Annotated in this window: 30 protein-coding genes and 1 pseudogene; 14 read left to right on the forward strand and 17 right to left on the reverse strand. The window is 62.3% G+C overall.

The genetic code is table 11. From position 1 onward, the window contains the following. The 9 genes from EI28_RS01945 to EI28_RS01980 form a co-directional block, all read left to right on the forward strand. Window positions 1-252 (forward strand): UPF0058 family protein (locus EI28_RS01945; protein ID WP_231476536.1); only part of this gene is annotated, 252 nt, incomplete at its 5' end. Between the two features lie 3 nt (window positions 253-255). Then, window positions 256-1,830, forward strand: coding sequence for a tRNA uridine(34) 5-carboxymethylaminomethyl modification radical SAM/GNAT enzyme Elp3 (locus tag EI28_RS01950; protein ID WP_048112211.1), 1,575 nt, complete (start codon window positions 256-258; stop codon window positions 1,828-1,830). Continuing rightward, a complete protein-coding gene (locus tag EI28_RS01955) occupies window positions 1,827-2,990 on the forward strand; it encodes a DNA primase small subunit domain-containing protein (RefSeq protein ID WP_048112212.1) in 1,164 nt (387 codons plus the stop codon). The genes EI28_RS01950 and EI28_RS01955 overlap by 4 nt, the downstream gene beginning before the upstream one ends. Further along, a complete protein-coding gene (locus EI28_RS01960; protein ID WP_231476537.1) occupies window positions 2,987-3,649 on the forward strand; it encodes a hypothetical protein in 663 nt (220 codons plus the stop codon). Before EI28_RS01955 ends, EI28_RS01960 begins: the two co-directional genes overlap by 4 nt. 37 nt (window positions 3,650-3,686) lie before the next feature. Then, window positions 3,687-3,965, forward strand: a complete 279-nt coding sequence (locus EI28_RS01965; RefSeq protein ID WP_048112214.1) for a 50S ribosomal protein L44e — start codon at window positions 3,687-3,689, stop codon at window positions 3,963-3,965. Window positions 3,966-3,971: 6 nt separating this feature from the next. After that, complete coding sequence (locus tag EI28_RS01970; RefSeq protein ID WP_048112215.1) at window positions 3,972-4,160, forward strand: 30S ribosomal protein S27e; 189 nt, start codon at window positions 3,972-3,974, stop codon at window positions 4,158-4,160. Between the two features lie 7 nt (window positions 4,161-4,167). Then, window positions 4,168-4,947, forward strand: a complete 780-nt coding sequence (locus tag EI28_RS01975) for a translation initiation factor IF-2 subunit alpha (protein WP_048112218.1) — start codon at window positions 4,168-4,170, stop codon at window positions 4,945-4,947. 6 nt (window positions 4,948-4,953) lie between these two features. Continuing rightward, window positions 4,954-5,121: an RNA-protein complex protein Nop10 gene (locus EI28_RS13315; protein WP_082223051.1), complete on the forward strand. Its 168-nt coding sequence runs from the start codon at window positions 4,954-4,956 to the stop codon at window positions 5,119-5,121. Continuing rightward, window positions 5,103-5,849 carry a proteasome assembly chaperone family protein gene (locus EI28_RS01980; RefSeq protein ID WP_048112220.1) on the forward strand — a complete coding sequence of 249 codons (747 nt, stop codon included), beginning with the start codon at window positions 5,103-5,105 and terminating at the stop codon, window positions 5,847-5,849. The genes EI28_RS13315 and EI28_RS01980 overlap by 19 nt, the downstream gene beginning before the upstream one ends. 118 nt (window positions 5,850-5,967) lie before the next feature. Here EI28_RS01980 and EI28_RS01985 read toward each other — a convergent pair whose 3' ends face one another. Beyond that, entirely contained in the window at window positions 5,968-7,380 is a 1,413-nt protein-coding gene (locus EI28_RS01985; RefSeq protein WP_048112222.1) for an ATP-binding protein, read from the reverse strand. 112 nt (window positions 7,381-7,492) lie between these two features. Here EI28_RS01985 and EI28_RS01990 point away from each other — a divergent pair, with 112 nt between their 5' ends. Next, the gene (locus EI28_RS01990) at window positions 7,493-7,945 is read left to right on the forward strand and encodes an RDD family protein (protein WP_048112225.1); all 453 of its coding nucleotides are present in this window, start codon (window positions 7,493-7,495) and stop codon (window positions 7,943-7,945) included. A gap of 20 nt (window positions 7,946-7,965) precedes the next feature. Here the strand turns inward: EI28_RS01990 and EI28_RS01995 are convergent, their stop codons facing one another. After that, the gene (locus EI28_RS01995) at window positions 7,966-8,379 is read right to left on the reverse strand and encodes an ArsR family transcriptional regulator (protein WP_048112226.1); all 414 of its coding nucleotides are present in this window, start codon (window positions 8,377-8,379) and stop codon (window positions 7,966-7,968) included. Between the two features lie 137 nt (window positions 8,380-8,516). On the opposite strand from EI28_RS01995, the gene groES reads away from it, so the two are divergent. Continuing rightward, window positions 8,517-8,789, forward strand: a complete 273-nt coding sequence (gene groES, locus EI28_RS02000) for a co-chaperone GroES (protein ID WP_048112228.1) — start codon at window positions 8,517-8,519, stop codon at window positions 8,787-8,789. A 12-nt stretch (window positions 8,790-8,801) separates the two neighbouring features. Then, window positions 8,802-10,415: a chaperonin GroEL gene (gene groL, locus EI28_RS02005; RefSeq protein ID WP_048112230.1), complete on the forward strand. Its 1,614-nt coding sequence runs from the start codon at window positions 8,802-8,804 to the stop codon at window positions 10,413-10,415. An 85-nt stretch (window positions 10,416-10,500) separates the two neighbouring features. Here groL and EI28_RS02010 read toward each other — a convergent pair whose 3' ends face one another. Then, window positions 10,501-10,923: a rhodanese-like domain-containing protein gene (locus tag EI28_RS02010; protein WP_048112232.1), complete on the reverse strand. Its 423-nt coding sequence runs from the start codon at window positions 10,921-10,923 to the stop codon at window positions 10,501-10,503. A gap of 79 nt (window positions 10,924-11,002) precedes the next feature. Continuing rightward, window positions 11,003-11,722, reverse strand: a complete 720-nt coding sequence (locus EI28_RS02015; protein ID WP_048112243.1) for an ATP-binding cassette domain-containing protein — start codon at window positions 11,720-11,722, stop codon at window positions 11,003-11,005. A 412-nt stretch (window positions 11,723-12,134) separates the two neighbouring features. Between EI28_RS02015 and EI28_RS02020 the strand changes: the two genes are divergently transcribed. After that, a complete protein-coding gene (locus EI28_RS02020; protein WP_052379640.1) occupies window positions 12,135-12,842 on the forward strand; it encodes a DUF1614 domain-containing protein in 708 nt (235 codons plus the stop codon). 446 nt (window positions 12,843-13,288) lie between these two features. Here the strand turns inward: EI28_RS02020 and EI28_RS15385 are convergent, their stop codons facing one another. From EI28_RS15385 to EI28_RS02070, 11 genes and pseudogenes are all read right to left on the reverse strand, one after another. Beyond that, on the reverse strand, window positions 13,289-14,290 hold the full coding sequence (locus EI28_RS15385; protein WP_369792237.1) for an asparagine synthetase B: 1,002 nt from the start codon (window positions 14,288-14,290) through the stop codon (window positions 13,289-13,291). Then, the gene (gene asnB, locus EI28_RS15390; RefSeq protein WP_369792236.1) at window positions 14,263-15,099 is read right to left on the reverse strand and encodes an asparagine synthase (glutamine-hydrolyzing); all 837 of its coding nucleotides are present in this window, start codon (window positions 15,097-15,099) and stop codon (window positions 14,263-14,265) included. The genes EI28_RS15385 and asnB overlap by 28 nt, the downstream gene beginning before the upstream one ends. Before the next feature lie 13 nt (window positions 15,100-15,112). Continuing rightward, window positions 15,113-15,559: a carboxymuconolactone decarboxylase family protein gene (locus EI28_RS02030; RefSeq protein ID WP_048112233.1), complete on the reverse strand. Its 447-nt coding sequence runs from the start codon at window positions 15,557-15,559 to the stop codon at window positions 15,113-15,115. 5 nt (window positions 15,560-15,564) lie between these two features. After that, window positions 15,565-16,506, reverse strand: a complete 942-nt coding sequence (locus EI28_RS02035; protein ID WP_048112234.1) for a methanogenesis marker 7 protein — start codon at window positions 16,504-16,506, stop codon at window positions 15,565-15,567. Beyond that, window positions 16,503-17,087: a methanogenesis marker 17 protein gene (locus EI28_RS02040; protein WP_048112235.1), complete on the reverse strand. Its 585-nt coding sequence runs from the start codon at window positions 17,085-17,087 to the stop codon at window positions 16,503-16,505. The genes EI28_RS02035 and EI28_RS02040 overlap by 4 nt, the downstream gene beginning before the upstream one ends. After that, complete coding sequence (locus EI28_RS02045; RefSeq protein ID WP_048112236.1) at window positions 17,088-18,326, reverse strand: methanogenesis marker 15 protein; 1,239 nt, start codon at window positions 18,324-18,326, stop codon at window positions 17,088-17,090. It abuts the gene before it with no gap. Further along, window positions 18,323-18,778 carry a methanogenesis marker 5 protein gene (locus EI28_RS02050; RefSeq protein ID WP_048112237.1) on the reverse strand — a complete coding sequence of 152 codons (456 nt, stop codon included), beginning with the start codon at window positions 18,776-18,778 and terminating at the stop codon, window positions 18,323-18,325. The genes EI28_RS02045 and EI28_RS02050 overlap by 4 nt, the downstream gene beginning before the upstream one ends. A gap of 5 nt (window positions 18,779-18,783) precedes the next feature. Beyond that, window positions 18,784-19,245: a methanogenesis marker 6 protein gene (locus EI28_RS02055; protein ID WP_048112238.1), complete on the reverse strand. Its 462-nt coding sequence runs from the start codon at window positions 19,243-19,245 to the stop codon at window positions 18,784-18,786. After that, window positions 19,245-20,804 carry a methanogenesis marker 3 protein gene (locus tag EI28_RS02060; protein WP_369792238.1) on the reverse strand — a complete coding sequence of 520 codons (1,560 nt, stop codon included), beginning with the start codon at window positions 20,802-20,804 and terminating at the stop codon, window positions 19,245-19,247. The genes EI28_RS02055 and EI28_RS02060 overlap by 1 nt, the downstream gene beginning before the upstream one ends. Continuing rightward, a pseudogene (atwA, locus tag EI28_RS02065) lies at window positions 20,787-22,394 on the reverse strand (methyl coenzyme M reductase system, component A2); the annotation flags it as partial. The gene EI28_RS02060 and the pseudogene atwA, both read right to left, overlap by 18 nt. A 47-nt stretch (window positions 22,395-22,441) precedes the next feature. After that, window positions 22,442-23,284, reverse strand: a complete 843-nt coding sequence (locus tag EI28_RS02070) for an HAD family hydrolase (protein WP_048112239.1) — start codon at window positions 23,282-23,284, stop codon at window positions 22,442-22,444. A gap of 56 nt (window positions 23,285-23,340) precedes the next feature. Between EI28_RS02070 and EI28_RS02075 the strand changes: the two genes are divergently transcribed. After that, window positions 23,341-24,270: a ribose 1,5-bisphosphate isomerase gene (locus tag EI28_RS02075; RefSeq protein WP_048112240.1), complete on the forward strand. Its 930-nt coding sequence runs from the start codon at window positions 23,341-23,343 to the stop codon at window positions 24,268-24,270. Here EI28_RS02075 and EI28_RS02080 read toward each other — a convergent pair. Continuing rightward, the gene (locus tag EI28_RS02080; RefSeq protein WP_231476538.1) at window positions 24,221-25,087 is read right to left on the reverse strand and encodes a winged helix-turn-helix transcriptional regulator; all 867 of its coding nucleotides are present in this window, start codon (window positions 25,085-25,087) and stop codon (window positions 24,221-24,223) included. The two genes, EI28_RS02075 and EI28_RS02080, sit on opposite strands and share 50 nt — an antisense overlap. A gap of 31 nt (window positions 25,088-25,118) precedes the next feature. Further along, the gene (locus EI28_RS02085; RefSeq protein WP_048112241.1) at window positions 25,119-25,610 is read right to left on the reverse strand and encodes a hypothetical protein; all 492 of its coding nucleotides are present in this window, start codon (window positions 25,608-25,610) and stop codon (window positions 25,119-25,121) included. Window positions 25,611-26,288: the final 678 nt, after the last annotated feature.

Here is a 26,288-nt window from a genome sequence, read left to right on the forward strand (position 1 = left end):
CTGCTCCACTTACATATGCTGTTAGTCCACATCAGGAAATACTACGAAAGCACAACGGGGGAGGATGTCCCGACCGACCAGTACAACGCTCTCCACATCTCACCCGTCCATATCCACAAAAATAAGGTCACTCATAAAAAAGCCATCCTGACGCTCGGGAGCGAGATCGTCCACCACATCCGGGCCAACCACAATCCTTACATCGAATACCACGCCGATTTTCAGTCCGAACGTATTGCAACCGAACACTAAGCGATGAACGATACCAATACTCTCCGGGAGATCATCTCCCGCATCCTTTCTACCGGGCCGGGCCCTGTCGACGTCCAGAAGCTCAAACTCGAGGTCTGCCGTGAGCACGGTGCGAACATGCCCAAAAACTCCGCGATCCTCGCAGCCGCCGCCGACGATGAGCGCGAGCGGCTCCGGCCGCTCCTCCAGGTGAAACCCACGCGGACCCTCTCCGGGGTGGCGCCCGTTGCGGTGATGACCTCGCCTCACCCCTGCCCCCACGGCAAATGCCTCCCCTGCCCCGGCGGGCCGGAACACCCCTTTGCATCCCCCCAGAGTTACACGGGAGAGGAGCCCGCGGCGCTCCGGGCGAGAGAGCACGCCTTCGACCCCTACGAGCAGGTGCAGGCCCGCCTCGGGCAGTTCGAGGCGCTCGGCCACCACGTCGACAAGGCGGAACTGATCGTGATGGGCGGGACGATGACCGCCCGCCCGCTCGAGTACCAGGAGTGGTTCGTCGGGGCCGCCGTGCAGGCGATGAACGATTACCCGCGGCCGGGGACTGTGCAGGAAAAACCCGATCTCGAGGCGATCTTCGCCGCGAACGAATCCGCACGGGTCCGGTGCGTCGCCGCAACCTTCGAGACGAGGCCGGACTGGTGCCGGGAGGAGCACATCGACCGGATGCTTTCGATGGGCGTGACCAAGGTGGAACTCGGCGTCCAGCACGTCGACGACCGGATCCTGGATTACAACCGCCGCGGCCACGCGGTCGCGGACTCGGTCGCGGCGAACGGCCTCCTGCGCGACGCCGGGCTGAAAGTCGGGTTCCACATGATGCCGAACCTTCCCGGGGCGAGCATTGAGGACGATCGGCGGATGCTTCGGGAACTCTTCGCCGACGAGCGGTTCCGGCCGGACTTCCTGAAGATCTACCCGACCCTGGTGACGCCGGGATCAGAGATCGAGGGACTCTGGGAAAGGGGAGAGTATCTGCCCTACACCGAGGAGGAACTGATCGACCTCGTCGCCTACGCGAAATCCCTCCTCCCGGAGTACGTCCGCCTCCAGCGGATCCAGCGCGACATCCCGGCAAAGTTGATCGTCGCGGGTTCAAGGCACAGCAACTTCCGGCAGCTTGCAGAGGCGCGGCTCCATGAGCAGGGGCTCCGCTGCCGGTGCATCCGCTGCCGCGAGGTGGGGAGAGCGTCCGAACCGGAAGAGGTGGCGATCTCGACCCTGGTTTACCGGGCGTGCGGCGGGGAGGAGCGGTTCGTTCAGGCGGGCTCCGAGGACGCCCTCGTCGGGTTCGCCCGGCTCCGGTTCCCGCACAAACCCTTCCGCGAGGAACTCGCCGACGCCGCACTCCTGCGCGAGCTCCATGTCTACGGGAGCGTGGTCCCGATCAGCACCCCGGCATCCGCCGACGAATGGCAGCACCGCAGTTTCGGCAGCGAGCTCCTCTCCGTGGCCGAAGAGGAGGCACGCGATCACGGCTACCGCCGCCTCGCGGTGATGAGCGGGGTAGGGGTGCGGCCCTACTACAGGAAACAGGGATATGAACGAGTGGGCCCATATATGATCAAGACGTTCCCATGAAACCCGCGACGCTCGAGTTTGTGAAGCAGAGGTTCGCCGAGTACTACCAGAGGCAGAACCTCACCGTTCCGTCCTCCCTCGAGCAGCGCGAATGGGGATTCATCTTCTTCGACGCCGCAGCCGAAGTCCGGATGCGCCGGCACATGGCGTTTGCCGACCGCGAGGAACTCGGCGCATACGTGAAAAGCCTGGTCCCCGCCCACGTCTACTACTCGACGGCCTACTACCAGACGCCGTCGGCGCCGACGATGAACGAGAAGCACTGGGCCGGCGCCGACCTCATCTTCGATCTCGACGCCGACCATATCGTCCGCGGCCCCTACGCAATGATGCTTGCGCGGGTCAAGGAGGAGACCGAGAAACTGCTCGCGATGCTGACCGACGAACTCGGCTTTGACAGAAGCCAGATCAGGCTCGCCTTCTCCGGGGGGCGCGGCTACCATATCCACGTCACCGACATCGGCGTCCGGGGATGGGGAAGCCAGGAGCGGCGCGAGATCGTCGATTACGTCTGCGGCATCGGGCTCGACCCGGCCGCGATGCTCGCTCCGGGTGGCGGCGAGACCGAGTCAGACCTTCGGTCTGACCGGGCGGGCGCCGAAGGTGCCCGCACCGGGTGGCGGCGGCGCTACGCGGAGGCGCTCCGTGCCCACCTCACGGGGCTTGCAGCCCGCGACCCGGCGGAGGCGACGGCTTACCTTGCGGGGCTCGACGGTATCGGGAAACGGACGGCCGCGGAGTTCCTCGCGGATATCGGCAGCCTCGCCGCCGGAGCCCCGGAGGATCTCCTCAAGAACCGGGTCGTCCGCGCGCTCACGGCCGCACCCGACTTCGAGGAGAGGCTCCGGGACGCCGGGGCGCGTGCGGACGAACCGGTCACGACCGACATCAAGCGGCTGATCCGGACGCCGGGATCGCTGCACGGCGGCAGCGGAATGCGGGTCGTGCCGCTCGATTTCCGGGACTTCGCGGATTTCGATCCGCTCGTGGACGCGGTGGTCTTCGGCGACCGGGACGTGCGAGTCGATCTGAAGGCAAACTTCACCACATCCATGCTCGGGAACACCTACTCGCTCGATGCAGGGATCCGGAACGTCCCCGAAGCGCTCGCGATCTTCCTCTGCTGCCGGGGCATGGCGGAGATAGCCGGGGGTGCATGATGGCCGCCGATCTTTTAGAGAAACTGCGGCAGATGCTGCTCGACATGCAGCACTCGGGAAGGCTCTCGCATATCGAGCCCGGCCTCTACGACGACGCCCGGGCGTACATCGAGAAGCGCAAGACGGACTACTACGACCTCAAAAACCCCCTGGAGACCCGGGCGGGGGGCCTGCTCATCGAGGAGATCGGGAGCGTCACCGAGACCGTCCAGGAGATCTTCTCGGTCAGGACGAGGCAGATCCTCGACCTTGCGTTCCAGCAGATGGAGGGGCAGTACGTCAATAAGGATGAGGCCCGCAAGATGCTCCCGGAGGAGCGGGCGATGTACGAGCGGATCATCAGCGCCATCGAGGAGTGCCGGGAGGCACTCGTCCACGGCGAGGCAGTCCCGTTCGGCGGCGACGGTGCGGCCGCCGGCGCCCGGTTCGATGAAGCCGACGGCACCCCGGAACCCCACGGAACTCCGGCGCCCCCCGTTCCCCGTTCCGCCCGGTCTCCCTACGCCCTCGTGCATATCCGCTCCGAGGTGGAGTCGTTCATGGGGATGGACGGCAGGACCTACGTGTTAAACGTGGGGGATATCGTCACCCTGCCGGAAAACAATGCAGACGTGCTCTGCGAGCACGACATAGCCTTAAATATTAGGCTTAACAAGTAATATAGGTACTCGAGTCTATTGAATAGAGGTTACTATCATGAAAATGCCGTCCAAATTCAAGACATACTGCCCGTTCTGCAGGAGCCACCAGGTTCACGAAGTCGTGAAGGTAAAGAAGGGCAAGGTGCGCCACTTCAACTGGATCGACCGCCAGAAGGCGCGCAGGAGCACGGTGGGCAACATGGGTAAATTCAACAAAGTGCCCGGCGGCGACAAGCCGACGAAGAAGATCAACGTCAGATACCGGTGTACGGTCTGCGGCAAGGCGCACCTCCGGCCGGGATTCAGGATCGGTAAATTCGAGCTTACGGAGTGAGTTGGTATGGTCCGGGTAAACAGAGAGAACAGGAGCACATTCCTCAGGGTAAAGTGCCCCGACTGTGAAAACGAGCAGGTAGTCTTTGAGAGAGCGAGTACCATCGTGGAGTGCACCGTCTGCGGACGTATCCTTGCGGAGCCTCACGGCGGGAAAGCTGATATAAAGGCTGAGATAATGGCAGTACTTGAGTGATAATTCCATGAATGAGAGAGAGTGGCCCGAGGAAGGAGAACTCGTTGTCTGCACGGTCGCGGACGTCAAGGACTTTGCGGCGTTCGTGACCCTGGACGAGTACAACGAGCGACGAGGGCTCATACCGATATCCGAGATAGCGCGGGGCTGGATTAAGTACATCCGGGACTACGTACGAGAAGGACAGAAGGTCGTCTGCAAAGTCCTGAACGTGGACCCCGATCGCGGCCACATCGATCTCTCGTTAAAAGATGTAAACGAGCACCAGCGGCGCGAAAAGATTCACGAGTGGAAGAACGAGCAGAAGGCCGTGAAATGGATCGAGTTCGCCTCCGAGGCATCGGGAGCGGACGGCAAGATCATCGAGGAGGCCATATACCGTGAATACGGCCAGCTGTACCCGGCCTTCGAGGATATCGTCACCACCGGCGGCGAGGCGGCGGATAAGCTGAACCTCGACGAGAAGATCAAACAAGCGCTTGTCACCGTCGCGAACGAGAACGTGAAGGTCTCGAGGGTGACGATCACCGGGCACCTCGTCCTGACGTCGGCCCGGCCCGACGGCGTCAACGTGATCCGCCGGGCGCTCCGGAGTGCGCAGCCGAAGGTCGAGAACGTGGATATCGACCTGATCTACGTCGGAGCCCCGAAATACCGGATAAAAGTAACCGCACCCGATTATAAGGAAGCCGAGAAGGCAATCGAGAAGGCGGCAAGCGCCGCCGTCGGTGTGGTCGAGCGGGCCGGCGGTTCCGGCAAGTTTATCCGGAAGCAGAAGGCCGGATAGAACCATATGAGCAGCCGCATTCGGCGCTGTCCGCACGACCGGAGATACACGCTCTCCGATCTCTGCCCGGTCTGCGGCCGGCCGTGCCGGCCGGCCCATCCGGCACGTTTTTCACCCGAAGACAGGTACGGTAACTACAGGAGGGCCGTACGCAGATGGAACACGTCAGAGTAACCTTTTTGCGAGACGACAATCTCGATGCCCCCGTCCTGATCGAGGGTCTGCCCGGCATAGGACACGTCGGGAAACTCGTTGCCGACCACCTGATCCACGAACTCGGGGCCGAGAAGGTAGGGAAGATCTCCTCGCTCCACTTCCCGCCGCAGGTGATCGTCGACGAGCGGGGCGTCACCCATCTCGTCAACAACGAGATCTACCGCTGCGAGAAGAACGGAACGTCGGTCCTCTTTCTGGTGGGAGATTTCCAGAGCAACTCGGCCGAAGGCCACTACGTCCTCGCGGAGCGCTACCTCGATATCGCGCAGGATCTCGGTGTCAAGCGGGTCTACGCGCTCGGCGGCTACGGTGTCGGCCGCCTGGTCGAGAACCCGAGGGTGCTCTCGGCGGTCAACATGGAGCATCTCCGCTCCGAGGTGGAGGCGGCCGGCGGGTCGTTTGAGAACGCCGGGAGCAGCGGAATGATCGTGGGGGCCTCGGGGCTCCTGCTCGGCCTCGGCGAGGAGCGGGGCATCGAGGGGATCTGCCTGATGGGCGAGACGAGCGGCTACATCGTCGACCCGAAGAGTGCCGACGGCCTTCTTACGGTGCTCTCCCGCCTGACCGGGATCGAGGTCGACCATACCTCGCTGCAGCAGCGTGCCGAGGATATGGAGCAGATCATAGCAAAGATCCAGGAAGCCGAAGAGGCAAAAGGTCGCGAAGAACTGAGTTATATTGGATAACGCCTTTTTTTACGATAGATAGTCCCGGGAATCCGGTACATGCCCGGTCGATGCGAACAAAGCAATGCTCCGGTGCGCCTTCTCCACCCGGAGGATCCGGGTTCCGGATACAGCACGCCTATGCCGAGAAACCTCCTTTTCGGCAATCTGCAACAACCCTCGTTAGGTCGTCAAGGTCATAGCAGGAGACTCGATCGTCCTCCATCGGGCGGCGAGAGAATGTTCGTGCCACGATACAGAAATGCTCCTTGCGCCTGCCGTTCTGCCATGAGACATGGGGCGCTTTCGCCCGGAGCTCCTCGAGAACCCGATGGCCGTCCACACCGTCCTGCCATTTGCACTCGCAGAAGAGAATCTCTGGTTGGTCTTCGCGGAGGCAGACGATATCGATCTCCTCACCCCGGTGCCACCAGCTCCCCAGCCGGGTATAGACAAAGGGCAGGGCACCGTGCTGGTTAAAGAGTTCAAAGAGATCTGCGACGATTGCCTCAAAGAGCCTGCCCACATACGCCGCGAACCGCGGTTTGACGTACTGATCCACGATCAGCCCGGCGTTGCCGCGCTCAAGCGATTCCAGGCAGGGGTTGGCGAATGAGAACCAGAAATTGAAGAGATTGTCAGAGAGGAAGTAGAGACCTTTCCTGCTCTTCTGCCCCTCGGTTACAGGTATACGCCGGTGTACCAGTTGCAGGTCGATCAGAACGGAGAGGTACTTATTCACGATGCTCTTGGAAAGGCCGGTATCATTGCAGATGAGGCCGATACGGTTGTTCCCCTCCGCAATGGAATAGAGGATGGAGAAGTAGTAACGGGGTTCGGCAAGCTCCGTCCTGAGAACGAACTCGACGTCCCGGAAGAGGAAAGAGTCCTCCCGCAGCAACTTTTCTTCCACGTTGGCCATGATGTCTTTATCCGGATCGGCGGTCATGATGTATGCAGGCGTCCCCCCGAAGACGGCATAGAACTCCACAGCCTTGCGCATATCCCCCAGGTAGTCGAGGACATGGATGAACCGGAGAGGGTGCAGGAGGATCTGGCCCGTTCTCCTGCCAAAAAGTGGGCTTCTGTAGTCCATCGTCGTCGACTCCATCATGGAGATGCTCGAGCCGGAGAGGAGGAGGAAGACCTGAGTCTCCTTGAGGTGTGTGTCCCAGTAATCCTGGATGATAGACGGAAGCGAGGGATCTTCTTTGACGAGGTACGGAAACTCGTCGATGGCAAGGACAAACCGGGAGCCGGATCGCTGCACAATGTACTCGAAGAAACTGTCCCAGTCTGAAAAACCGGTTCTTTTGAGGAAGGGATCCTCGAAATAATCCCCGAGGTCTCTTGAGAATTTCCGGAGTTGAAGGGTTTTCGACTCTTCACGGGCAAGCAGGTGGATCCCGTTCCCGAACTGGAGAAACTGGTCGATGAGATCACTCTTTCCGACGCGGCGTCTCCCGTAAAGCACAACGAACTCGGCTTTACCGCTCCGGTAGCGATCGGCAAGCGCCGATAACTCCCGATGCCGGTCGAGGAACACACTCATAAGTATTATACTTGAGAGTGTACTATATCACTGTTGTGGCCGGGGCATCCGGCCACCCCCCCATCGGCCGACACGTAACCTTAAGCCCCGCCAGGGACGACAGATTATCGATATGGCTACCCTCTATCTCGCCAGGTGGGAGACCCGATTCTGGGCCTGGCTCATCGACTTCATCCTGGTAGGGCTGCCCGTCTGGGCAATCTCCGACCGGCTGCCGCCCTCCTGGGAGTTCAGCATAGATCCCGGGCTCATCTCGATCAGCCTCACCTCGGTCGTCTTCTTCCTCTACTGGACGCTGTTTGAGGGATACCGCGGCCAGTCGATCGGCAAGATGGCGTTGAAGATCCGGGTCACCGGCCGCGCCGGTGAGGATATCGGGTTTTTTGCCGCAGCAATCGAGAGTTTCGGCAAGGCGTTTCTCCTCATCCCCGACTGCCTGATCGGGTGGCTCGCCATGCCGGGCTCGAAACAGCGGCTCTTCAACCGGATCTCGGGAACCGTCGTGATAGAGACCCGCGAAGCGGAGGAGCCGGAGGGCGTCACCTACGTGAAGCAGGAGGAATGAGGGGAGCCCGCCCCCGCCTTTCACTCCTCGATGCCGAACGACCGGTCGAGCTCTGCAGCCGTGGCCTCGATATCGTCGAGAACCCGGAGCGCATCTTTGCGCAGTTCCTGCACCATCGACTGGAGGGAGTTGCCCCGGAGATGGATCTGCCGCTTGTGGCGGTACACGACACCGGCATCGACAAGGTTCCTGATGTGGTGGTTGATACGGGAACTGGAGACATCCAGGTCGCGCGAGATCCTCTCCACGGGCACGCCGTTCCCGGAGACCTGGTGCGAAAGAAGGACGACGAGAATCCGCTGGGCGACCTGATCGACGTCCCTTCCTTCTCCGATACCGAGGCTGTTGAAGAACCAGTCGAGATTCTCCTCCGCCCTTTTGCCTCTCGGCCTCTCGACCTGTCGAAAGACTATCTGCCTTGCCGTCGGTGTCATCGATTATTCATGCGTATGAGCCGATCAGGTATAAAGATATCCAATATATCGAAATCATTTCGATAATTTTGATAAGGTTTAAATATTTAGGATGCCTTACGATCTTGTTGCAAAAACTCTCTGAAGGTGATAGACTCATGGAGATTATCCCAATCGGAGAACGGGTTCTCATCAGACCCATACGAAGAGAAGAGGTTACGAAAAGCGGCATTTACATCCCCGAATCCGCACGGGAGGGCAGAAAGGAAGGATCCGTCGTTGCGGTAGGAGAGCGCGACGACGGCTCCAGTCTCCCCTTAAGCCCCGGGGACCGTGTTTTGTACGGAGGCTATACCTCGGATACGTTCGAGATCGACTCCGAGACGTACGTGTTCGTCCCATACAAGGACATCCTGGCAAAGATCAGGTAACGGAGGAAGCCCATGGTATCATCAAAACAGCTGATGTTCGACGAAGGCGCACGCAGATCGCTCCTTGCCGGCGTCAATAAGGTCGCCGACACTGTCAAGATAACGCTCGGCCCCAGAGGCAGGTACGTCGTGATCGACAGGTCGACAAGCCCCGTCGTGACGAACGACGGCGTGACGATTGCAAAAGAGATCTCGCTCCACGACAAGTTCGAGAACATCGGGGCGAAACTCGTCAAGGAGGTCGCCCAGAAGACCCAGGACAAGACCGGCGACGGGACGACAACCGCAACGCTTCTCGCTCAGGCCATCCTCGCCGAAGGTCTCAAGAACATCTCCTCCGGGGCGAACCCGAACGAAGTCAGGCGGGGCGTCGACGCCGCGGTTGCGGCCGCCGTGGAGTATATCCAATCAACGAGCGTCCCGGTCAGGGAGCGGGACAGGATCCTGCAGGTCGCCGCCATCTCGGCCAACAACGACGAAGAGATCGGTGAACTCATCGCCGACGCGATGGACAGGGTCGGCTACGGCGGGCTCATCACGGTCGAGGACGCAAAGAGCCTCGATACCGGCCTTGAGGTGGTCAAGGGGATGCAGTTCGACCGGGGCTACATCTCGCCCTACATGATCACGGACACCGAGAAGATGGTCTGCGAGCACGAAGACCCCTACATCCTGATCACCGACCGGAGGATCACCTCGCTCAAACAGATAGTTCCTATCCTTGAAGCGGCCGCACAGGAGGCGAGACCGCTCCTGATCATTGCCGAGGACGTCGAGGGCGAGGCGCAGGCAGCCCTCATCCTGAACATCATACGCGGCTCACTTAAGGTCTGTGCGGTCAAGGCACCCGGGTTCGGCGACGAACGCAAGGCAATCCTCGAGGACATCGCGATCCTCACGGGCGCGACGGTGATCTCGGAAGACCGCGGGATGAAACTGGAGAATGTCTCCAGGCAGGTCTTCGGCTCGGCCCACACCGTCAAGGTCGACGGAGAGAGCACCCTGATCGTCGGAGGAAAAGGCGACCGCAAGGCCCTTGAAGAGCGGATGCACCTGATCGAGTCCCAGATCAACATAGCGGACTCCGAGTGGAAGAAGGACGAACTCAGAAAGAGGCTCGGAAACCTCGGAGGCGGCGTCGCCGTCATCAAGGTCGGCGCGGCGACCGAGACGGAGTTAAAAGAGAAGAAGATGCGGATCGACGACGCCCTGAACGCCACCAAGGCGGCGGTCGAGGAAGGCGTGGTTTCCGGGGGCGGAGTCACCCTGTTCAGGGCGATCGAAACCCTGGATAAACTGCAGTTCGATGACGACCGGAAGGTGGGTGTCGCCATAGTCCGGCGGGCGCTGGAGGAGCCCATCCGTCAGATTGCAAAGAACGCCGGTGTCGAAGGCGCCGAGGTCGTCGCCACCGTAAAGAGGAGCGACGAGCCAGGGTTCGGCTACAACGCAAAGACCGGCACCTACGAGAACCTGATGGAGCACGGCGTCATCGATCCCGCAAAGGTGGTGCGGCTCGGGCTCCAGAACGCGGCGTCCATCGCAGGCATGATCCTCTCAACGGAGGTCGTCATCACCGACTTCGACGACGAGAAAGACATGAAGACTGCAGCCATCATCATCTGAGGGGGATCCGTTTCCCCCTTCTCCTCCACTCATCCGGGCTCGATGCAGCAACCGCGTCGAGCCCACCCATAAGGAACAATACGGTTTAACCGGCCACCGGGAGCCCGGCAGCCTCCCAGGCGTTCAGGCCGCCCTCGATCTCGTAGACCTCGCAAAACCCGGCCTCGCGCATCATCTCCCGGACACCGGCGCTCCGCCCGGCCCGCTGGCAGTATACGAGGTAGGTCGCCTCCGGGTCAAGGCCATCGAGGTGCTCTGAGAACTCCGCTGAATTGATGTTGATCGCGCCCGGGATGTGCCCGCCGGCGAACTCATCCGGTCTCCGGACATCGACGATGACAAAACCCGGATCTCCCCCCCTCTCTTCGATCAGGGCGGATGCTTCGGACGGCGTGATCGTCCGGACGATCTGGTTGTCGGGCGCCGGGCTGCCTTCGAGGCATCCACCGGCAAGCACAAACGCGACGACGGACAGAACCGCGAGCAGGTGATGGAGATGAACGGCCATGCATCCATGTCACGGCCGCAACGATAAATCGGTTTCGATTGCCCCGGCCGCTCATCTACCGGTGCAAAAGCCGGGACGCTCAGGTGGGGTTGTCGAACTCGAGCGGCGTATCGTCGAGGGACATCACCGCACGGAAGGTCTCCGGTGCGTCCAGGGCAACGACCTCGCCGTGGTCCACCACCGCAACCCGGGTGCAGATTGCTTCCGCTTCTTCCACATCATGCGTCGTAAAAATGATCGTCGCCCTCCGCTCGCGGTTCAGCCGCCGGAGCAGGTCCCAGATCTCCCGGCGCCCGGCCTTGTCCAGCCCCGTCGTCGGTTCGGCGAGGAAGAGGACCGACGGATGCGTGAGAAATGCCCGGGCAATCTCCAACTGCTGCATCATGACGGGAGAGTAGGTCTCGACACGAGCATCGGCGCTTCCGGCGATTCCGAAGAGGTCTATGACCTCGGGGATCCTCCTCTTCCGGAGATCGTCGCCCAGGCCGTGCAGCCGGGCGTGGAAGTCCAGGTTCTCCCTGCCGGTCAGCGCAGGGTCGAGCACCGACTCCCGCAGGACGATGCCCATGCTTCTGCGCACGTCCCCGAGGTTGCCGAGAACCGCGAGCGGTGAACGCTCGGCAAATCCGGGAACGGGGAAGAGCATCGTCATGAGGATGGCAAGCAGGGTCTGCCGGTCCTGACCGCAGGGGCAGAGAACGCCAAAGATCTCTCCGCTCTTCACGTCGAACGGGATTGGGCCCCTCGCCTGGAGCCGCTCCAGATGCCGGATCAGGTCCTCAACAGTAAAGGCGGTCATGTTCCTCTGCACAGATGCAACCCGGTCGGGTAGAACGGAGTTGTTCCCGGCCGCTCGCCATCCCCGAAACGTGTACCGAATTCACGGAAACCTCCTTGAACGACAGCTCCCGGGGGTTGTCATCCGGTGTCCGTTATCCGATTCGGGGAAGGAATTATTGGATTAACACTATTTTTGATTCCCCATATATGAAAATATCTATTTTCAAATGAATATAAAATGCGCAATTAGACATTTCTGTTTTCTATTGGCCCCTCATTTTGCGTTATCATCAGTGATATTCATCCTTCAGCAGACAACGATACGGCCCGGGTTGGGCGGCGTCGACCTGTCCGAAAGACCGTCCGGTCGAAGTCGTACGGGAGTCGCCCGTGAAACTATTTATGGCATGACCCCCCGGTATACCCGGCCTATGGAGACCGAACTGCCCACGATCGCGATTTTACCGGTTCCCTTCAGCCCGGATCAGATCCTCATTGCGTTCGCGGTTCTCATACCGGCCCTGGTCATATTCAACCTGCTCCTCATCAGCGAGGGGATCTTCGAATCGATCGGGCTCCGGTTCTATCAGGCGGTGCTGGTGACCGCAGGGGCGCTGCTCGGGAGCCTGATCGATATCCCGCTTCTCCCGGTAGGGGAGGACGTCATCGCGGTCAACGTGGGCGGGGCCGTCATCCCCATCTTCGTAACGCTCGAGATGGTCGGGCGGGGCCGGGTCTCGCGGTTGAAGGCCCTCGCCGCCGTCGTTATGGTATCGCTCGTCGCCTATGCCTTTGCAACGCCCGTTCCCGGCCTCGGGATCACGATGCCGTTCTACGTCGCGCCCCTCGCAGGCGCCGTAGCAGGGCTCCTTCTCGCCCGCGGGTGCCGCACCGCCCCTGGCCTCGCCTACGCCGGGGGAACCATGGGCACCCTGCTCGGCGCCGACATCCTCAACCTCGCAAACCCCGGCGTGCTTTCGGCGCTCACCGGAGGGGAGTCGACCGTCCTCTCCATCGGGGGTGCGGGGATCTTCGACGGTATCTTCATCACCGGCGTCCTCGCGGTCATTCTTGCGGCGTATGCGGGGAGGGGGCTCCGGGAGAAGGGGGGCGTCTGCCCGCAGGAGGGAGGGGAGTGAAGGGCACGGGGGATACTCGTAATGCACTTCCTTTCGGAAACCCCCACTCCACCCGCGCCTTCGGCGCTCCTCCCCCGCCCCCTCCCGGGGGCAGGGGCAGTCATGGCGATAGCCGGTGGAAAGCCGTATCCGGGGAAGCAAGTCAGGGAACCGCCCTTCTTCAGCATATTCCCATGCAGTGGACCGTGGGGATATCGCCATCGGGGGTGGGGCCGACGGGAGGGGGGAGCATCCCCCTCCCCTGTCTCTATCGTGCAAAACTCCTCCTGAAACCCCCGCCCGCGCTGAAAGGAAGCAATCATCACACTATCCTCTGGGCAGCCGTGTACGCCTCTTCTCCAGAATCTCCCCATGCTTCCGGCACAAGACCACCAGCGGACACTACGTGTTCTGTAAACAGCGGAAGAGATTACAGGAGACGCTTACGAAAAAGTTGGTAGAGGAAACTACGCATCAAACTCCCGGAGCCACATCTCCGCGCAGGCAATTCGCCAGAACTCGGTAGAATAAGGGCTTTTCCCCTCGAGGAACGCCCGGTAGTTTTCGAGCACCCGCTCCGCGTCCCAGTAGGGCCGTTCTGCGAATTCAGGCGTCGAGAAGAGGTCGAGGATACGCGGCGCAAGTTCGCCCTTCATCCAGACCTCCTCGGGGGTGACGAAACCCATCTTGTCCGTCCTGCACCGGACGGCGTCCGGGACCAGACCCCGGATTGCCCGCCGGAGGACGTGCTTCGTGACGCCGCCGCGGATCTTCTGGTCGAGCGGGAGCCCTGCGAGGTACTCCACCAGCCGGTAGTCGAGGAACGGGACCCGGGCCTCGATCGAGAAGGCCATCGAGTTCCTGTCCTCCCAGTGCAGCAGGAGAGGGAGATTCGAGGCCGTGACCTCCCGTTTCAGCACCTCGTCAAGCGACCCCGCATACCGGAGAACCTCCGGCGCCGACCCGCGGAGGAGTTCCCGCCGCTCCGACCGGACCCGGGATTGAGCAGCCGCCCACGAGAAGAACGACCGGTGGTGCCGCACACTCCCGATTCCCTCCCGGATGGCCGCGAGGACGTTTCCGCGCCGGAGGAGTCCCCTGATATAAGGCGCCTGATAGGCGATGTAGCCGGCAAGTTGCTCGTCGGCGCCCTGCCCGTCGAGGACCACCTTCACCTCGTCCCGGGCGAGGCGCATCACGCAGTACTGGGCGTATATCGAGAGGGACGCAAACGGCTCGTCCTGCATGTAGAGTAATCTCTCAATATCCTCCCAGAGCCCGTCCATGCCCGGTGTCGTCCGGCGGTTCGCGACTTTTGTCGCCGCGACCACCGCATCGATATGCCGGCTCTCGTCGAATCTCGGATCGTCGAAACAGACCGAGAACGTCTTTTGCCGCTCACCGACGCTCTCCGGGCTTTCCTCGCGCAGGATGACGTTGATCAGGGCGGTGACCGTCGAGGAGTCGATGCCGCCCGAGAGGCAGGTTCCGACCGGGACATCGCTCCGGAGCCGGAGCCGGACGCGTCGGTCAGGAGGTCCCGGACGTCCCGCGCAACGGCCTCGTCGTCGGCGCCGGCCTCTCGCGAGGTGGGGTTCATCGCGAAGTTCCAGTAGCGTTCCGGCTCCCCGGCACCCTCCTCCGAGACGACGACCGCATGGGCCGGCGGGAGCTGAAAGACGCCGTCGTACATCGTCTCGCCGGTGTGATCCGCAACTCCCCACGCCAGGAACGTCGAGAGCATCCGGTCGTTCGGCCGCCGGCCGACCACCGGATGCACCCGGAGCGCCTTGATCTCCGAGGCGAAGATGAACGAGCCCCCGGCTACGGCGTAGTAGAACGGCTTGACGCCCAGGCGGTCGCGGGCGCAGAAGAGTTCGCGGCGGCGCCCGTCCCAGAGTGCGAACGCCCACATCCCGTTGAACCGGGCGAGGCAGTCCCTCCCCCACTCCTCGTAGGCATGCAGGATCACCTCCGTATCGGTTGCGGAAGCAAATGTGTGGCCGGCATCCCGGAGTTCCTCCCTGAGCTCGCGGTAGTTGTAGATCTCGCCGTTGAAGACGATCTGAACCGTTCCGTCCTCGTTTCCCATCGGCTGGCGGCCCTCGTCGGAGAGGTCGATGATCGCGAGGCGCCGGTGGGCAAGGCCGACCGGCCCGGAGAAGAAACTCCCCTCGCCGTCGGGCCCGCGATGAGCCAGCCGCTGTGCCATCGCCCCGACGAGAGCCGCATCCGCCCCCTCCCCGTTCAGGGCAAACTGCCCGGCAATACCGCACATACTCCGGGCCCGGTCACTTATCAGAACAGGTCTTTTTCAGCCCCGTGCCGTTGATGTCGCAGGAGGGACAGGGGGCCGAGCCGTTCACCACCCGGTACGCATCCGCGAGCACGGCGGAGTTCGCGAGCATCCCCGCGATCAGGATTGCCTCGAGGATCTCGGCACGGGTTGCGCCCTTCGCCATCGCCGACTGCATGTGGTACTCGACACAGTGGTTGCACTTGAGCGCGGCGCCCACCGCGAGGCTTATGAGCTCGATCGTCTTCGGCTCGAGCTGGCTGGTCTCGACGACGGCGCCCTTGTAGAGGAGGTGCGAGATGAGGATCTCAGGCCGTTCCGCCATCCGCTCAAAAATCAGCGGAACCCTGCCGTACTCGCTCTCAATCTCGCGGAGGAGTTCCTCCGCGATGGTGTCCGACCCCCGTTCGACAATCCTCGTGAGTATCTTCTCGAAATCCATCGCAACTACACCAGTATCCTCGTTTCCGAGAAAGGTTTAATCCGGATCAATATGTAGTTGCGCATCCGTGACGGCGTGACGTCGGCGATATCACCGACCGTCACCCCTTCGGCGACCGCAAGCGACCGCACGTCATCGGCGTACGAATCGTAGGGGAGTTTCACCCGGAGCCCCTCCATCTGGGCGGTCACCGGCGTCGGGTGCGTGAGCATGCTGACCTCGTGGATCTGCTCCTCGATGATCGCCATCAGGCGGGGCGGGAAGACGGAGAGCGGGTCTTTTGCGAGAGCATCCCGCCGCGCATCCAGGGCGCGGGAGACCTCGTCCACCAGTTCGTCGAGTTTCCCGAGCTCCTCGGGGCGCTTGAACCGGTGCATGATCCGGCCGATCCCCCCTACGTAGCCTTCGACGGGCGGGTCGATCACCTGCATCAGGGTCTCGCGATCGGGCGCGCCGGTCACCACGATCGGCACGTGGATCTCCCGGCGGAGCGCCGGGAACTTCTGCCGGATGCACTCTTCGAAGTTGCCGAGCGCGTAGACGGCGAGATCATGCTCGTTGATGACGTCCCGCTCCTCGTCGTTGAGGTTTGCAATCCGTTTCCCGAAGCCTCTCGCAAGCCCGACCATGTTGGTCTTCGCGCCCGACCGCCTGAGGTACTCAGCGATATCGCAGGAGATGTGGGGAAGGTGATGGATCTCCAGGCTCGGGCTCACGACGGCGATCTCGGTCCCGACGAGAGGGGCCTCGACCACCTCGCCGGCGAGCGGTTTTGCGATCCGGCGTATCATCTCGATATCGTCCCGCGGCACGAACGACTGGAGCACGACGTCCTGGGCCATGACGTGCTTCTGGACGATGTAGCCCCCGAGGTCGTCGATCAGGTCCATGATCTCGTCGTGCCGGTAGACGCCCCCCTTATAGGTCACCGGCACCAGCGTCGTCATAGCGTCACCCCCATCTTCTCAAAGAGCGGTACGACCATCGTCTCCACGATGTCGGTCGGCAGGGTATCCTCGCTCGCCACGTAGTAAAATTTCCCTTCCCGTATGTACTGGCGGCGGACCTTGAACCCCTCGGGGGCGATGTACTGGAGCGCGTAGATGACGTCCTTGTAGAGGGTCTCGCTCGGGTCGGCAACCACCAGCCGATCGAGATCCTCGTCCCCGGCCATCCCCACCGGGAGGACGACGGTGAACCGGTCGGGCTGGTCGACGTGCTCCTTGCCGTAGATGATCCAGAGTTTCTGGAGGAGCGGCGCAAGGTAGGTCTCGTCGCCGATATCGAGGACGATCTCGTTCTCGCCGCGGTTGACGTTTGCAAAGTCGGCGATGCGGATTGCGCGCGGCATATGGCGCAGGAGCCCGGCGGCGACGAAGATCGGCACCTTCGGGTCGACGTATATGTGCAGCCGGTCGATCACCTTGATGAGATCGAGGTCCTGGAGGACATCGCCTGCGATCCGCTCGTAGGCCACTCTCCCGACCTCGTCCGGTGACTCGACCACGAAGTAGTTCAACGGGGGCATCTACTCTCCCTTGATGAATCCGGACGCGAGCAGGGCGGACCCGACCGCGCCGATGTACTGCGAGTGGGGCGGGACGACGATCTCGGTCTGCAGGAGCCGGCCCATCGCGTGGACCAGCCCCTCGATCAGCGAGGTGCCGCCGACCATGATCACCGGCTCCTTGATGTCGATCTCCTGCAGCTGCTGCTCAAAGACCTGCTCGGCGACGCTGTGGCAGGCCGCGGCCGCCACGTCCTCGCGCGAGGACCCGGCGGCGAGCGCGTTCACCAGGCTCTGCGTCCCGAAGACGATGCAGTAACTGTTCATCGGGACATTCTCCCCCATACCCTTCATGGCGAGGGGCCCGAGTTCGGTGATGTCCACGCCGAGCCGCTTTGCGGTCATCTCCAGGAACCTGCCGCTCGCCCCGGCGCAGATCCCGCCCATCGTGAAGGTTCCGGGGATGCCGTCGATGACGCTGATTGCCTTGTTGTCCATCCCGCCGATATCGATGACGGTCGCCGAGCCCCGCTGGTGGTCGGCGAGGTAGACGGCGCCCTTGGAGTTCACCGTCAGTTCCTCCTGGACGAGATCCGCCCCGAGGTGCTTGCCGATCAGGAACCGGCCGTATCCGGTGGTGCCGATCGCCTGGATATCTTCGCGGGTGAGCCCGGCCATCTCGAGCGCGTCCGCGACGGCGCTCTCGGCGCTCTTGATCACCTCGGTCGTCGGGTGCCACCCGGTGCCGACGATCTCGTTGTCCTTCATCACGACGGCCTTCGTCGTGCTCGATCCCGAGTCGACGCCCATCGTGATCCCGGTCTGCTCCTCACGGGCAAGGAGCGCTCTCCGGCGGGCGATGGTGGTCAGGGCCTCCATCCGGGTGAGGAGGGTCCCTGAGGTCGTTCGCTCGGTGAAGGAGTAACTCACCACCGGCAGCCGGGAGTTCTCGTGGATGTACCGCCGGAGTTCGTTTCGGACAATCGCCGCCTCGGCGCACCTGAAGCAGGTGCCGATGAAGACCCCGTCGGCATCCACCTTCCCCTCCACGAGGGCCATGGCACGGGCGATCATGAGTTTTAGATCGGCGCTCCTGACGTCGAGGCCGAACGCGTCGACCCCCCGCTCGACATCGGCGAGCGCGATGTCGGGGAAAAAGACTTCCGCGTCCACCGACTCGGCAGCCTCGTAGATCTCTTTCTGGACCCCGCTGTACTCCGGCCCGCAGGAGAGCTGGGCGATCCGCACCTTCCGGCTCATGCCCCGCCCTCCTCCTTTGGAAGACCGTCGAGGAACTTCTTGACGGCGGCGACGAACTGCACGCCTTCCTCTTCGTTCGAGGGATACTTCAGTTCCAGGATCGGGATACCGCTCTGGCGCAGGGAGAAGACAATCAGCTCGTCGGTGCGGGCGCAGCCCATGCACCCGAACGCAAGGTCGGCGTCCGTGACGATGATCGCGGCCTCGGCCTCCTCGATGAGGGGGCCGTAGATAGCCATCCGCCCCCGAACACCGGACGGCACCTCGACGGCCGCGTACTTCAGGCCGCGTTTGGGTTCTTCGGGAGTGATCTGCAGGGGCGGGGAGTCTACCCCGGCGGTCTGTATCCTCTCCCGGATACCGAGGGCTGCACCGAGCGGCTTATGGCCGAACCGGGCCACCAGGTCGGAGAGGATGAGGCTCGTTGCAGGGTAGATAAACACCTTTGCCATTCTGTTCAGGACTCCTCTATATCTATCAGTTCTTGTAGTCGCTTGATATCAAGTAACGGTCGCTTCCCGCGTGCGGGCGGTGCCGGTTCCGCGTCACCTTCTTCACGCCGGTCGAGTTCCTCGAGCCCGCGGCTGATGTAGCGCAGAAGGCGGAACTCCCGTTCGTGGCCGAGGTAGCCCGGCCTCGCTCCGCCGAGATTCGCCCGGCAGCGTCTCGGGTCCCCGGGAGGAAATCCCCGGTCCTTGACGAAGATATGGGTAGGATCGAACGCGCGGATCTCTTCGATGAGGCGGTCGACGGACTCCGGTTCGCCCGTCACCTGCAGCCCGAAGCATGTCTCCTTGATGAGGACGCCCTCGGAGGCCTCGTAGGCCCTGAGCGCGAGCTCGCCGGCGGTCATGGACGGGGACTCAACGAAGACGTATTTGGTCACCGTGCCCACGTAATCGGGAATATATTCTGCCATCACTTCACCTCCTTCACGTATACCATGGCTCCCTCGCGCATCCCGGCAAGGTTCCCCGCATCGAGCACCTTCCCGATGACGTTCGTGCCGGTGAGCGGTTCGGATGTCGGACCGAACTCGGCGCTCGGTGTCGTGCGGATCCCGACCATACCGGTTCCCCGCCGCGAGTCGTTCGTCATCGCAAGGGTGTAGGCCGGCACCTCGCCCTCGGGAGTGTTCTCCGGGATGATCCCGACACTCTTGCCGATCTTCGGCTTGAAGAGGAAGACGTCCTCGAAGACGAAGACGAGCGGCATCTTCCCGACGCTGTGGTGCTTGAGCCCGGTCACCTCACGGAAGATCCTGACCGACCGGGGCGCTGCCGTCTCGTCGAGGGTGATGGTGACAACGTGATCGGCGGGCACCGTCTCGACCCGGACATCGCCGCCGGCCAGCACCTCGAGCGTCGTTGCCGGGGTCTGGCTTACCACGACGCGGTCGCCTTCGGTCGCGTCGGCGGTGAGGGAGACGCCACGCCGGGCGGCGACCGCTTCCGCCTCGGGAAGCGCGAGGCCGATCAGGTCGAACTGCTCCGGCTCCGCACGGATGGCGAGGAGGTCGCCCTCATCGGCAAACCGGACGAGCTCGATGCCGTGGACGACCCGTCCTACGACGGTGTGCGCCGGGCTTGCCGAGACGCCCTGCGTGTAGATGTAGACTCCTCCCGAGGATTTCCCGACGGTTCTGACCGTGACGGTTCCTTCAAGCCTCGGGCCGGAGAACTCCGCCGGAACCCGCGTCGGGACCAGGTGCGTGTCGGCGACGTGGGTGCTGCTCGAGCGGCCCACCTGGAATCTGCCGCCCTGTACGGAGAGAAGGAAGTGCTCGACGGTCCGGGCGGTTCCGGTATCGATCCCGTCTTCCCCGAAGCCCTGCACTTCCGCTTCCACGTAGGAGACGACCTGCATCCCGTCTTCGAGCGGGAAGTCGGAGTCGCGGGTGACGACGACGTTCGAGCGGTCGACACGCCGGAACACCCGCTCGACCCCGGTGATTTGATCGCCGTCGGCGAGCCGGTCGAGCAGTCCGCGGCCGGTGACGATTTTGCCGATGACGCCGCCGTCCTCCGGCGCGCCGTAGTCGGCGGTATGCCTCATGCGTGCGAAGATCAGGTAGGATCTGGAGGGATCATAGCCCCCGCACCCGAGGATCACGTCGCCGCGCTCGTACCGGCCCGGACGGCGTGCCGGGCGGACGTCGGACTCGAACGGCCCGAAGGCGACGGCGTAACGATCCTGCCAGTGCAGGCGGAGCTGTTCTGCAACCTCCGGTCGAAGGAGACGGGAAACCGCCGCGGTCTTCGCCACCTCGACGACCAGGTCACCCGCCGGAGCGGCGAACCGGACCTCCTGCGACTCGGCTTCATCTTCAACGAGCGCCGGGCGGATGACGGCGACACTGAACCGCTCATCCCATGCGGGGAGGAGATCCCCGAGCCGGGAACCTTCCGGAACCAAAACGCGTTTGCCGTCCAGGTGGATCTCCATTACGTGCACCTCAGGGGCTCCGCCTGCCCCCATCACCGTTCGTTCGTCCTCGGTGAGATGGGCGAGCACCTCCTCCGTCGGTCCCATCTGAATGATCTTGCCTCCCCGCATGAGGGCGACGCGGTCACAGATATCTCTCACAAATTCCATATCGTGCGAAACTACGATAAATGTCTCGTCCATCTCTTCGCGAGCATGGAGGATCGAATGCTTCACGTCGATCTTCGTGATCGGGTCCATGGTGCCGGTCGGCTCGTCGAGGACGACGAGCAGGGGTTCGCGGATGAGCACCTGGGCGAGGGCCACCCGGTGCTTCTCGCCTTCGGAGAGCTGGCTCGGGTAGCGCTCCAGGATCTCCTTGCTCTTCTCGGGGGTGAACCCGGCCATCCCGAGCGTGATGATCGCCTTCCTCATCGCGAGTTCTTTCGGGAACTCAAGACCGATGGCGTCGGTGAGGTTGTCGAGCACCGTCCGGTGCGGGTAGAGATCGTACTCCTGGTGGAGGAGCCCGATGTATCCCTTTGCCCGGCCGCGGTTCTCGATGCCGGGTTTCGTCATGTCGATCCAGTCGTCGCCGATCCGGATATTCATCTCGCCGCTGGTGGGCTCGAGGATCCCGGATATGATCCGGGAGAGGGTCGTCTTGCCCGCTCCGCTCTTGCCGATGATCCCGAATATCTCTTTTTCGCCGACGTCGAACGAGACGGTGTTGACCGCCCTGACGACGCCCCGGTCGACCGAGAGGTAGCGCTTGACCACGTCCCGGGCGACCAGGATCTTCTCGCCGACGTCCCCGACCTCGTGCTGCTCGACGTCGCTGTAGTTCTCCATGAACTTGTTGATGACTTCTTCGGGAGCCCCAATCACCTTGATTTCCCCGTTCTCGAGGAGGATTGCCCGATCGACCACGTCCTCGATGACTTTTGAGAAGTGGGAAGTGACCACCATTCCCATATCGTTCGCCTGGGCGCTCTCGATGAGCATCCGGTGGACGAGCGTGGCGGTCTCCGGGTCGAGCGTCCCGGTCGGTTCGTCCGCAAAGAGCATGAACGGGTTCTTCGCGAGCTGCCGGGCGAGCACCACCCGCTGCTTCTCGCCGCCGGAGAGGTCGCGGGCGATGTGCATCATCCGGTGGGAGAGCCTGACCTGGTCGATGAGGTCGGCGGCCCTGCTGACGGCCTTTTCGCTCGGGTAGCTGACGTCGTCGAGCGCCCGCAGGACGTTCTCGATCACCCGGTCGTCGCCGTAGAGTGCGAACGTCCGCTGGAACATGATGGCGGTTCTCCGCATGACTCGCCGTTTCATTATTGCGCTTTCGTCGGCCCAGAGATCGATATCAGCCGGTTCGAGGTTGCCCCCGCAGACTGGACACGGCTTTCCCGCCTCGCTCGGGACACCGATGTAGTCGCATTTGCCGCAGGTGACGACGTGATAGATGATTGCACCCTGTGTCGGAGGCTGGTCGACACCCCGCATAAGGTGCATGAGAACGGTCTTGCCGGCACCGCTTCTGCCGATAATGCCGACGGTTTCTCCCTCCGCCACCTCGAAATTGATGTTTTTAAGCACGGTAGTCCCGTTGAAGTCCATGCAAAGATCCTTCACCGTAATAAGTGGGGTCATCTTGAGATCCTCGTTAAACTAATCTTCTTCTGGTATCATATTAGGGTTTATGTTGTTGCACTTTTCCCGGTTGCCGCAGTATCCGCAAGGAGTTCCGCCACGATACCGGGCACCTCGTCGACGTTGTGGATTACCCGATCCACGCTCGCATAAAGGACGGCTGGTTTCCGATCCGACTGCTGTTCGGTGAGCACCGCGAGGTCCGCCTTCCTAAAGGCATTCAGGTCGTTGATGGCATCTCCAACCATAACAACTTTATCGTATTGTTCTTTGAGGTCCTCCACGATCCGTGCCTTCATCGAGGGGGTTGCGACACCGTAGACCCGTTCCCGGGGGATGCCGAGGTATTCGCCCATCCGTTCGAGCTTTGCGACGCGGTCGCCGGATGCTATGTATGCGGGAACGCCCATCCGGTGCAGCTCGGTGATGGTCTCTTTCGCACCCTCAAACGGCCTCCCCCCGGTCGTCACCGTGAACTCGATGCCGGGGATGTCCAGATTCAGGATCACGCCGCTGTTCATGGTGACGATCGATTCTTTCTTGCAGCAGCCCCAGACCTGCCGGATGCATGCCTGGAGATCGCCGACGCGGGCTGTTTCGTCGTTGTAGAGGAGATCCCCGACCGCTTCTGCGGGGATGACCCGCCGGGAACAGGCCACCCCGAACCCGATCGAGCGTTCCAGGAAAAACTCGGAGAGGCACTGGTCCTCCGGCGCCTCCATGACGTCCCGGGAGTGGAGGTGCAGAACGACGAGCACTCGCGAATCCGAACCGAAGGTGATGGTCGTGGTCTCGACCTCGGTCAGCATCTCGTCGCGGAGGATGTCGCGTGCTACGCGGTAAGTCCGCAGAAGTGTGCCTGCACTATCGAAAACAACGGCTACCGACATGGATTCTCACGTCAATAAATCTATGTAGTCTCTTGTCCTCTCTTCAATGAGGACGTATGGTATTGAGTGAGACGGCAGCAAGCATAAAGAGTATGGAGATCCGGGGCGCCGGCAGGATCGCCCGGGCGGCGGTGGAAGCGCTGGCCGATTATGCCGCAAATCTCGATGTCTCCGACCCCGAGACCTTCAAGCAGGAGATGCAAAAGGCGGCCGATATCCTCACCGCAACCCGGCCGACCGCCGTTTCGCTCCCAAACGCTGTGCGCTCCGTGATGCGGGCGCTCGACTCGTTCGATTCGGTGGAGGCCGCACGGGACGCGGTTCTTGCCCGGGCGGCGGAGTTCGTCGACCACTCGGAGCACGCGGTCGAGCGGATAGCGGCAATCGGGGCACGCCATATCTCGGACGGCGACGTCCTCCTGACCCACTGCAACTCCGAGGCGGCGCTCGGGTGCATCCTGGAGGCTCACCGGCAGGGGAAGGAGCTTGAGGTCTACGCAACGGAGGTGCGGCCCCGGGGCCAGGGGCTCATCACCATCAGGACTTTAAACGACGCCGGGATCCGCACAAACTATATCGTCGACTCGGCGGTCCGCTACTTCATCAACGACGTCGACCTGGTCGTCGTCGGCGCCGACGCGATCGCGGTGAACGGTGCGGTGGTGAACAAGATCGGGACCGCCCAGATCGCGCATGCCGCACACGAGGCGCGGACGAACGTCATCGTTGCGGCCGAGACCTACAAGTTCGCGCCAAGAACGATCCTCGGCGACCTGATCGAGATCGAGGAGCGCGATCCCGACGAGGTGCTGCCCCGGGCGGTGGCGGAGGAACTCCCCTTCGTCCGGGTCCGAAACCCGGCCTTCGACGTGACGCCCGCGGAGTACGTCGACCTGATCGTCACCGAGCAGGGCGCGATCCCGCCGGGGCTGGCGTTCACGGTGATCCGGGATTTTCTCGGGTGGAAGATCGAGGAGTTGCGATAGGGGCCGGATCGCCTACCGGGGGGGAGTCGGCACGATTTTCGGCACCCGTTCCGTTCCAGGGAAGGAGGGGCACCGTGCCGTCTGCCGTCCCCTCGCAACCCCCGGAAGGCACCAGTGCCTCGCCGGTGAGCGTGTAGCACACTGTCTGGCCATCGCGATTCGCTTCAACGAGCCCATCTGCGGCGAGCCGCCGCAGGTGCCAGGCGGCTGTGGAGCGCGAGATGCCGACGATCTCGGCTATCTCTGACTGCGTGATGCCGGGTTTTTCAAGGAGAAGAGCAAAGATCTGCCGACGCGTACCATTTCGGAGGTGCAGGCATACGACCTTCTCGGCCGTATCATAGTCGCCGTTCCGAAAACAGCCCACCCTGCCGTCTCGATACAGGGCACTGGCCAGACCGGCCTCCCGGAGACGGGAGAGGTGGTAACGGGTGGTTCCCCTGTTGATCCCGGTGATACGGGCAATCTCCGCGGGCGCGATCCCCGGGTGATCCCGGATGCAGGCATAGATCCGGGACCGTTTCTTGTTGTCCAGGGGGCAGCGTGAGGTCCGGTAGCCGAGGTACGCCGTGACGCCGGTAGAATAGACGAGTTCAAAGGGCATCGCGAGGAGCGGGCAGTGGAGGAGGAGGAAGATGGTGAGCAACTCCATCGGCGGGTAGGACCAGAGCGGCATGAAGAACTCGTCGTCGACGTTTATCCCATCAGTGGGGAGTTCAGCGGGACCTGGCTCGACGATGATCTTTGCCGTCGCAGGACTCCAGAGGAGGAGCAGGGCCAGGGACAGGACAATGAACAGGTCAGCCGCTCTGTGCACGGTCCGGCCCCCTACAGTGCCTCTACATCCATCAGTAGTAATAGATAACATTCAGCGTATAATCCGTTCCCTCCTCCGGAACGTCTTCCCCGAAGATCAGGAACTTCCACATGCCGGACGGCAGGGAATCGGACCCTGAGAGGGCGAGAGAGATCTTCTCGTCCATCCTTCCGTCGACACCGTCACGGTACGGGCCGAGCACGCCGCTGCCCGGCGGGGTTATGGTCAGGGCAAGAGAATCGGTTCCGGGATGCTGGTGGCCGCTCCAGTCAAGGTTGACCACAATGGTTCTCACGCCCGACGGCACCGACTTCCAGACAGTCTGATACTCGCCCGGGTGTATCGTGCCGCCGACCGACCGGATGAGTTCCACCCTGTCGCTCACATCGTCGGCGGGCGCTACCGCAATCCCGCCGGCGGTCGTGCAGGGCAGGGCTGCAGCGCCGGAGACTAGGAGGGAGGTGAGCAGTGCGGCAACAAGGATTCTTTCAACAACCTGCGCACTGCACTTCGTTGCATTCATGATACCACTATGCTCTATGTCCGGATTCCTGACCTTAAATGTTCTGTGTCGAGCGTCGAATCGTCAGCGGGAAGTCCGCACCACCGTTTTCATCGAATAAGCCTCTGATACCTGCAATACGGACGGCATGGAGACTTTCCAGTGGAAGTTATCCCCTGGCGCAATCCTGGAGGCCAGAACGGCGTTCAGGATCAATAACGGAGAATCTCCCCGGAATGGCAAAACCCGGCAGTTTCATAGGCGCCCCTGGAGAACCCGACCTGCGACAAGGAGGTTCTGCGCGCCCATCAAGGAGGCCATGAGCCCCGGCTGGTTCTTCGTAGTGTGCAGATATCGCCGGAGTTCTGACATTATCCTGCCGGGGTAGACCGGGGTTTATGATTCCCCCGAAGCGATCCTTGAGGATACACCCGGCCAGATCGGTCGAACGTTGTGGCGCTGACCATCCGTCCAGTCGTCTTCTTTGCTATCACGTATACAAGGTTCACGCAGATGGATATCCGGGGACTGTGAAGAATGATCTCACTCAGTATGTGCGTGCGGCGGGCAGGTGCGCGCGCATATCCATCGCATCACAGGGCCACTCCACAAGCAGGCCAATGACATCATCGGATTTCAGCATCAGGGAGAGGGTATGCAAGTTCCGGTCTAAAACAAACCTCTGTACCCGCCAGGTGA

Source organism: Methanoculleus sp. MH98A, assembly GCF_000691865.1.
Lineage (GTDB): Archaea > Halobacteriota > Methanomicrobia > Methanomicrobiales > Methanoculleaceae > Methanoculleus.

Excerpts from the sequence above, each read along its gene's own strand:
- EI28_RS01950 (WP_048112211.1), top strand. The coding sequence starts at position 256 with ATGAACGATACCAATACTCTCCGGGAGATCATCTCCCGCATCCTTTCT.
- EI28_RS01955 (WP_048112212.1), top strand. The coding sequence starts at position 1,827 with ATGAAACCCGCGACGCTCGAGTTTGTGAAGCAGAGGTTCGCCGAGTAC.
- EI28_RS01960 (WP_231476537.1), top strand. The coding sequence starts at position 2,987 with ATGATGGCCGCCGATCTTTTAGAGAAACTGCGGCAGATGCTGCTCGAC.
- EI28_RS01965 (WP_048112214.1), top strand. The coding sequence starts at position 3,687 with ATGAAAATGCCGTCCAAATTCAAGACATACTGCCCGTTCTGCAGGAGC.
- EI28_RS01970 (WP_048112215.1), top strand. The coding sequence starts at position 3,972 with ATGGTCCGGGTAAACAGAGAGAACAGGAGCACATTCCTCAGGGTAAAG.
- EI28_RS01975 (WP_048112218.1), top strand. The coding sequence starts at position 4,168 with ATGAATGAGAGAGAGTGGCCCGAGGAAGGAGAACTCGTTGTCTGCACG.
- EI28_RS13315 (WP_082223051.1), top strand. The coding sequence starts at position 4,954 with ATGAGCAGCCGCATTCGGCGCTGTCCGCACGACCGGAGATACACGCTC.
- EI28_RS01980 (WP_048112220.1), top strand. The coding sequence starts at position 5,103 with ATGGAACACGTCAGAGTAACCTTTTTGCGAGACGACAATCTCGATGCC.
- EI28_RS01985 (WP_048112222.1), bottom strand. The coding sequence starts at position 7,380 with ATGAGTGTGTTCCTCGACCGGCATCGGGAGTTATCGGCGCTTGCCGAT.
- EI28_RS01990 (WP_048112225.1), top strand. The coding sequence starts at position 7,493 with ATGGCTACCCTCTATCTCGCCAGGTGGGAGACCCGATTCTGGGCCTGG.
- EI28_RS01995 (WP_048112226.1), bottom strand. The coding sequence starts at position 8,379 with ATGACACCGACGGCAAGGCAGATAGTCTTTCGACAGGTCGAGAGGCCG.
- groES (WP_048112228.1), top strand. The coding sequence starts at position 8,517 with ATGGAGATTATCCCAATCGGAGAACGGGTTCTCATCAGACCCATACGA.
- groL (WP_048112230.1), top strand. The coding sequence starts at position 8,802 with ATGGTATCATCAAAACAGCTGATGTTCGACGAAGGCGCACGCAGATCG.
- EI28_RS02010 (WP_048112232.1), bottom strand. The coding sequence starts at position 10,923 with ATGGCCGTTCATCTCCATCACCTGCTCGCGGTTCTGTCCGTCGTCGCG.
- EI28_RS02015 (WP_048112243.1), bottom strand. The coding sequence starts at position 11,722 with ATGACCGCCTTTACTGTTGAGGACCTGATCCGGCATCTGGAGCGGCTC.
- EI28_RS02020 (WP_052379640.1), top strand. The coding sequence starts at position 12,135 with ATGGAGACCGAACTGCCCACGATCGCGATTTTACCGGTTCCCTTCAGC.
- asnB (WP_369792236.1), bottom strand. The coding sequence starts at position 15,099 with ATGTGCGGTATTGCCGGGCAGTTTGCCCTGAACGGGGAGGGGGCGGAT.
- EI28_RS02030 (WP_048112233.1), bottom strand. The coding sequence starts at position 15,559 with ATGGATTTCGAGAAGATACTCACGAGGATTGTCGAACGGGGGTCGGAC.
- EI28_RS02035 (WP_048112234.1), bottom strand. The coding sequence starts at position 16,506 with ATGACGACGCTGGTGCCGGTGACCTATAAGGGGGGCGTCTACCGGCAC.
- EI28_RS02040 (WP_048112235.1), bottom strand. The coding sequence starts at position 17,087 with ATGCCCCCGTTGAACTACTTCGTGGTCGAGTCACCGGACGAGGTCGGG.
- EI28_RS02045 (WP_048112236.1), bottom strand. The coding sequence starts at position 18,326 with ATGAGCCGGAAGGTGCGGATCGCCCAGCTCTCCTGCGGGCCGGAGTAC.
- EI28_RS02050 (WP_048112237.1), bottom strand. The coding sequence starts at position 18,778 with ATGGCAAAGGTGTTTATCTACCCTGCAACGAGCCTCATCCTCTCCGAC.
- EI28_RS02055 (WP_048112238.1), bottom strand. The coding sequence starts at position 19,245 with ATGGCAGAATATATTCCCGATTACGTGGGCACGGTGACCAAATACGTC.
- EI28_RS02060 (WP_369792238.1), bottom strand. The coding sequence starts at position 20,804 with ATGGGGGCAGGCGGAGCCCCTGAGGTGCACGTAATGGAGATCCACCTG.
- EI28_RS02070 (WP_048112239.1), bottom strand. The coding sequence starts at position 23,284 with ATGTCGGTAGCCGTTGTTTTCGATAGTGCAGGCACACTTCTGCGGACT.
- EI28_RS02075 (WP_048112240.1), top strand. The coding sequence starts at position 23,341 with ATGGTATTGAGTGAGACGGCAGCAAGCATAAAGAGTATGGAGATCCGG.
- EI28_RS02085 (WP_048112241.1), bottom strand. The coding sequence starts at position 25,610 with ATGAATGCAACGAAGTGCAGTGCGCAGGTTGTTGAAAGAATCCTTGTT.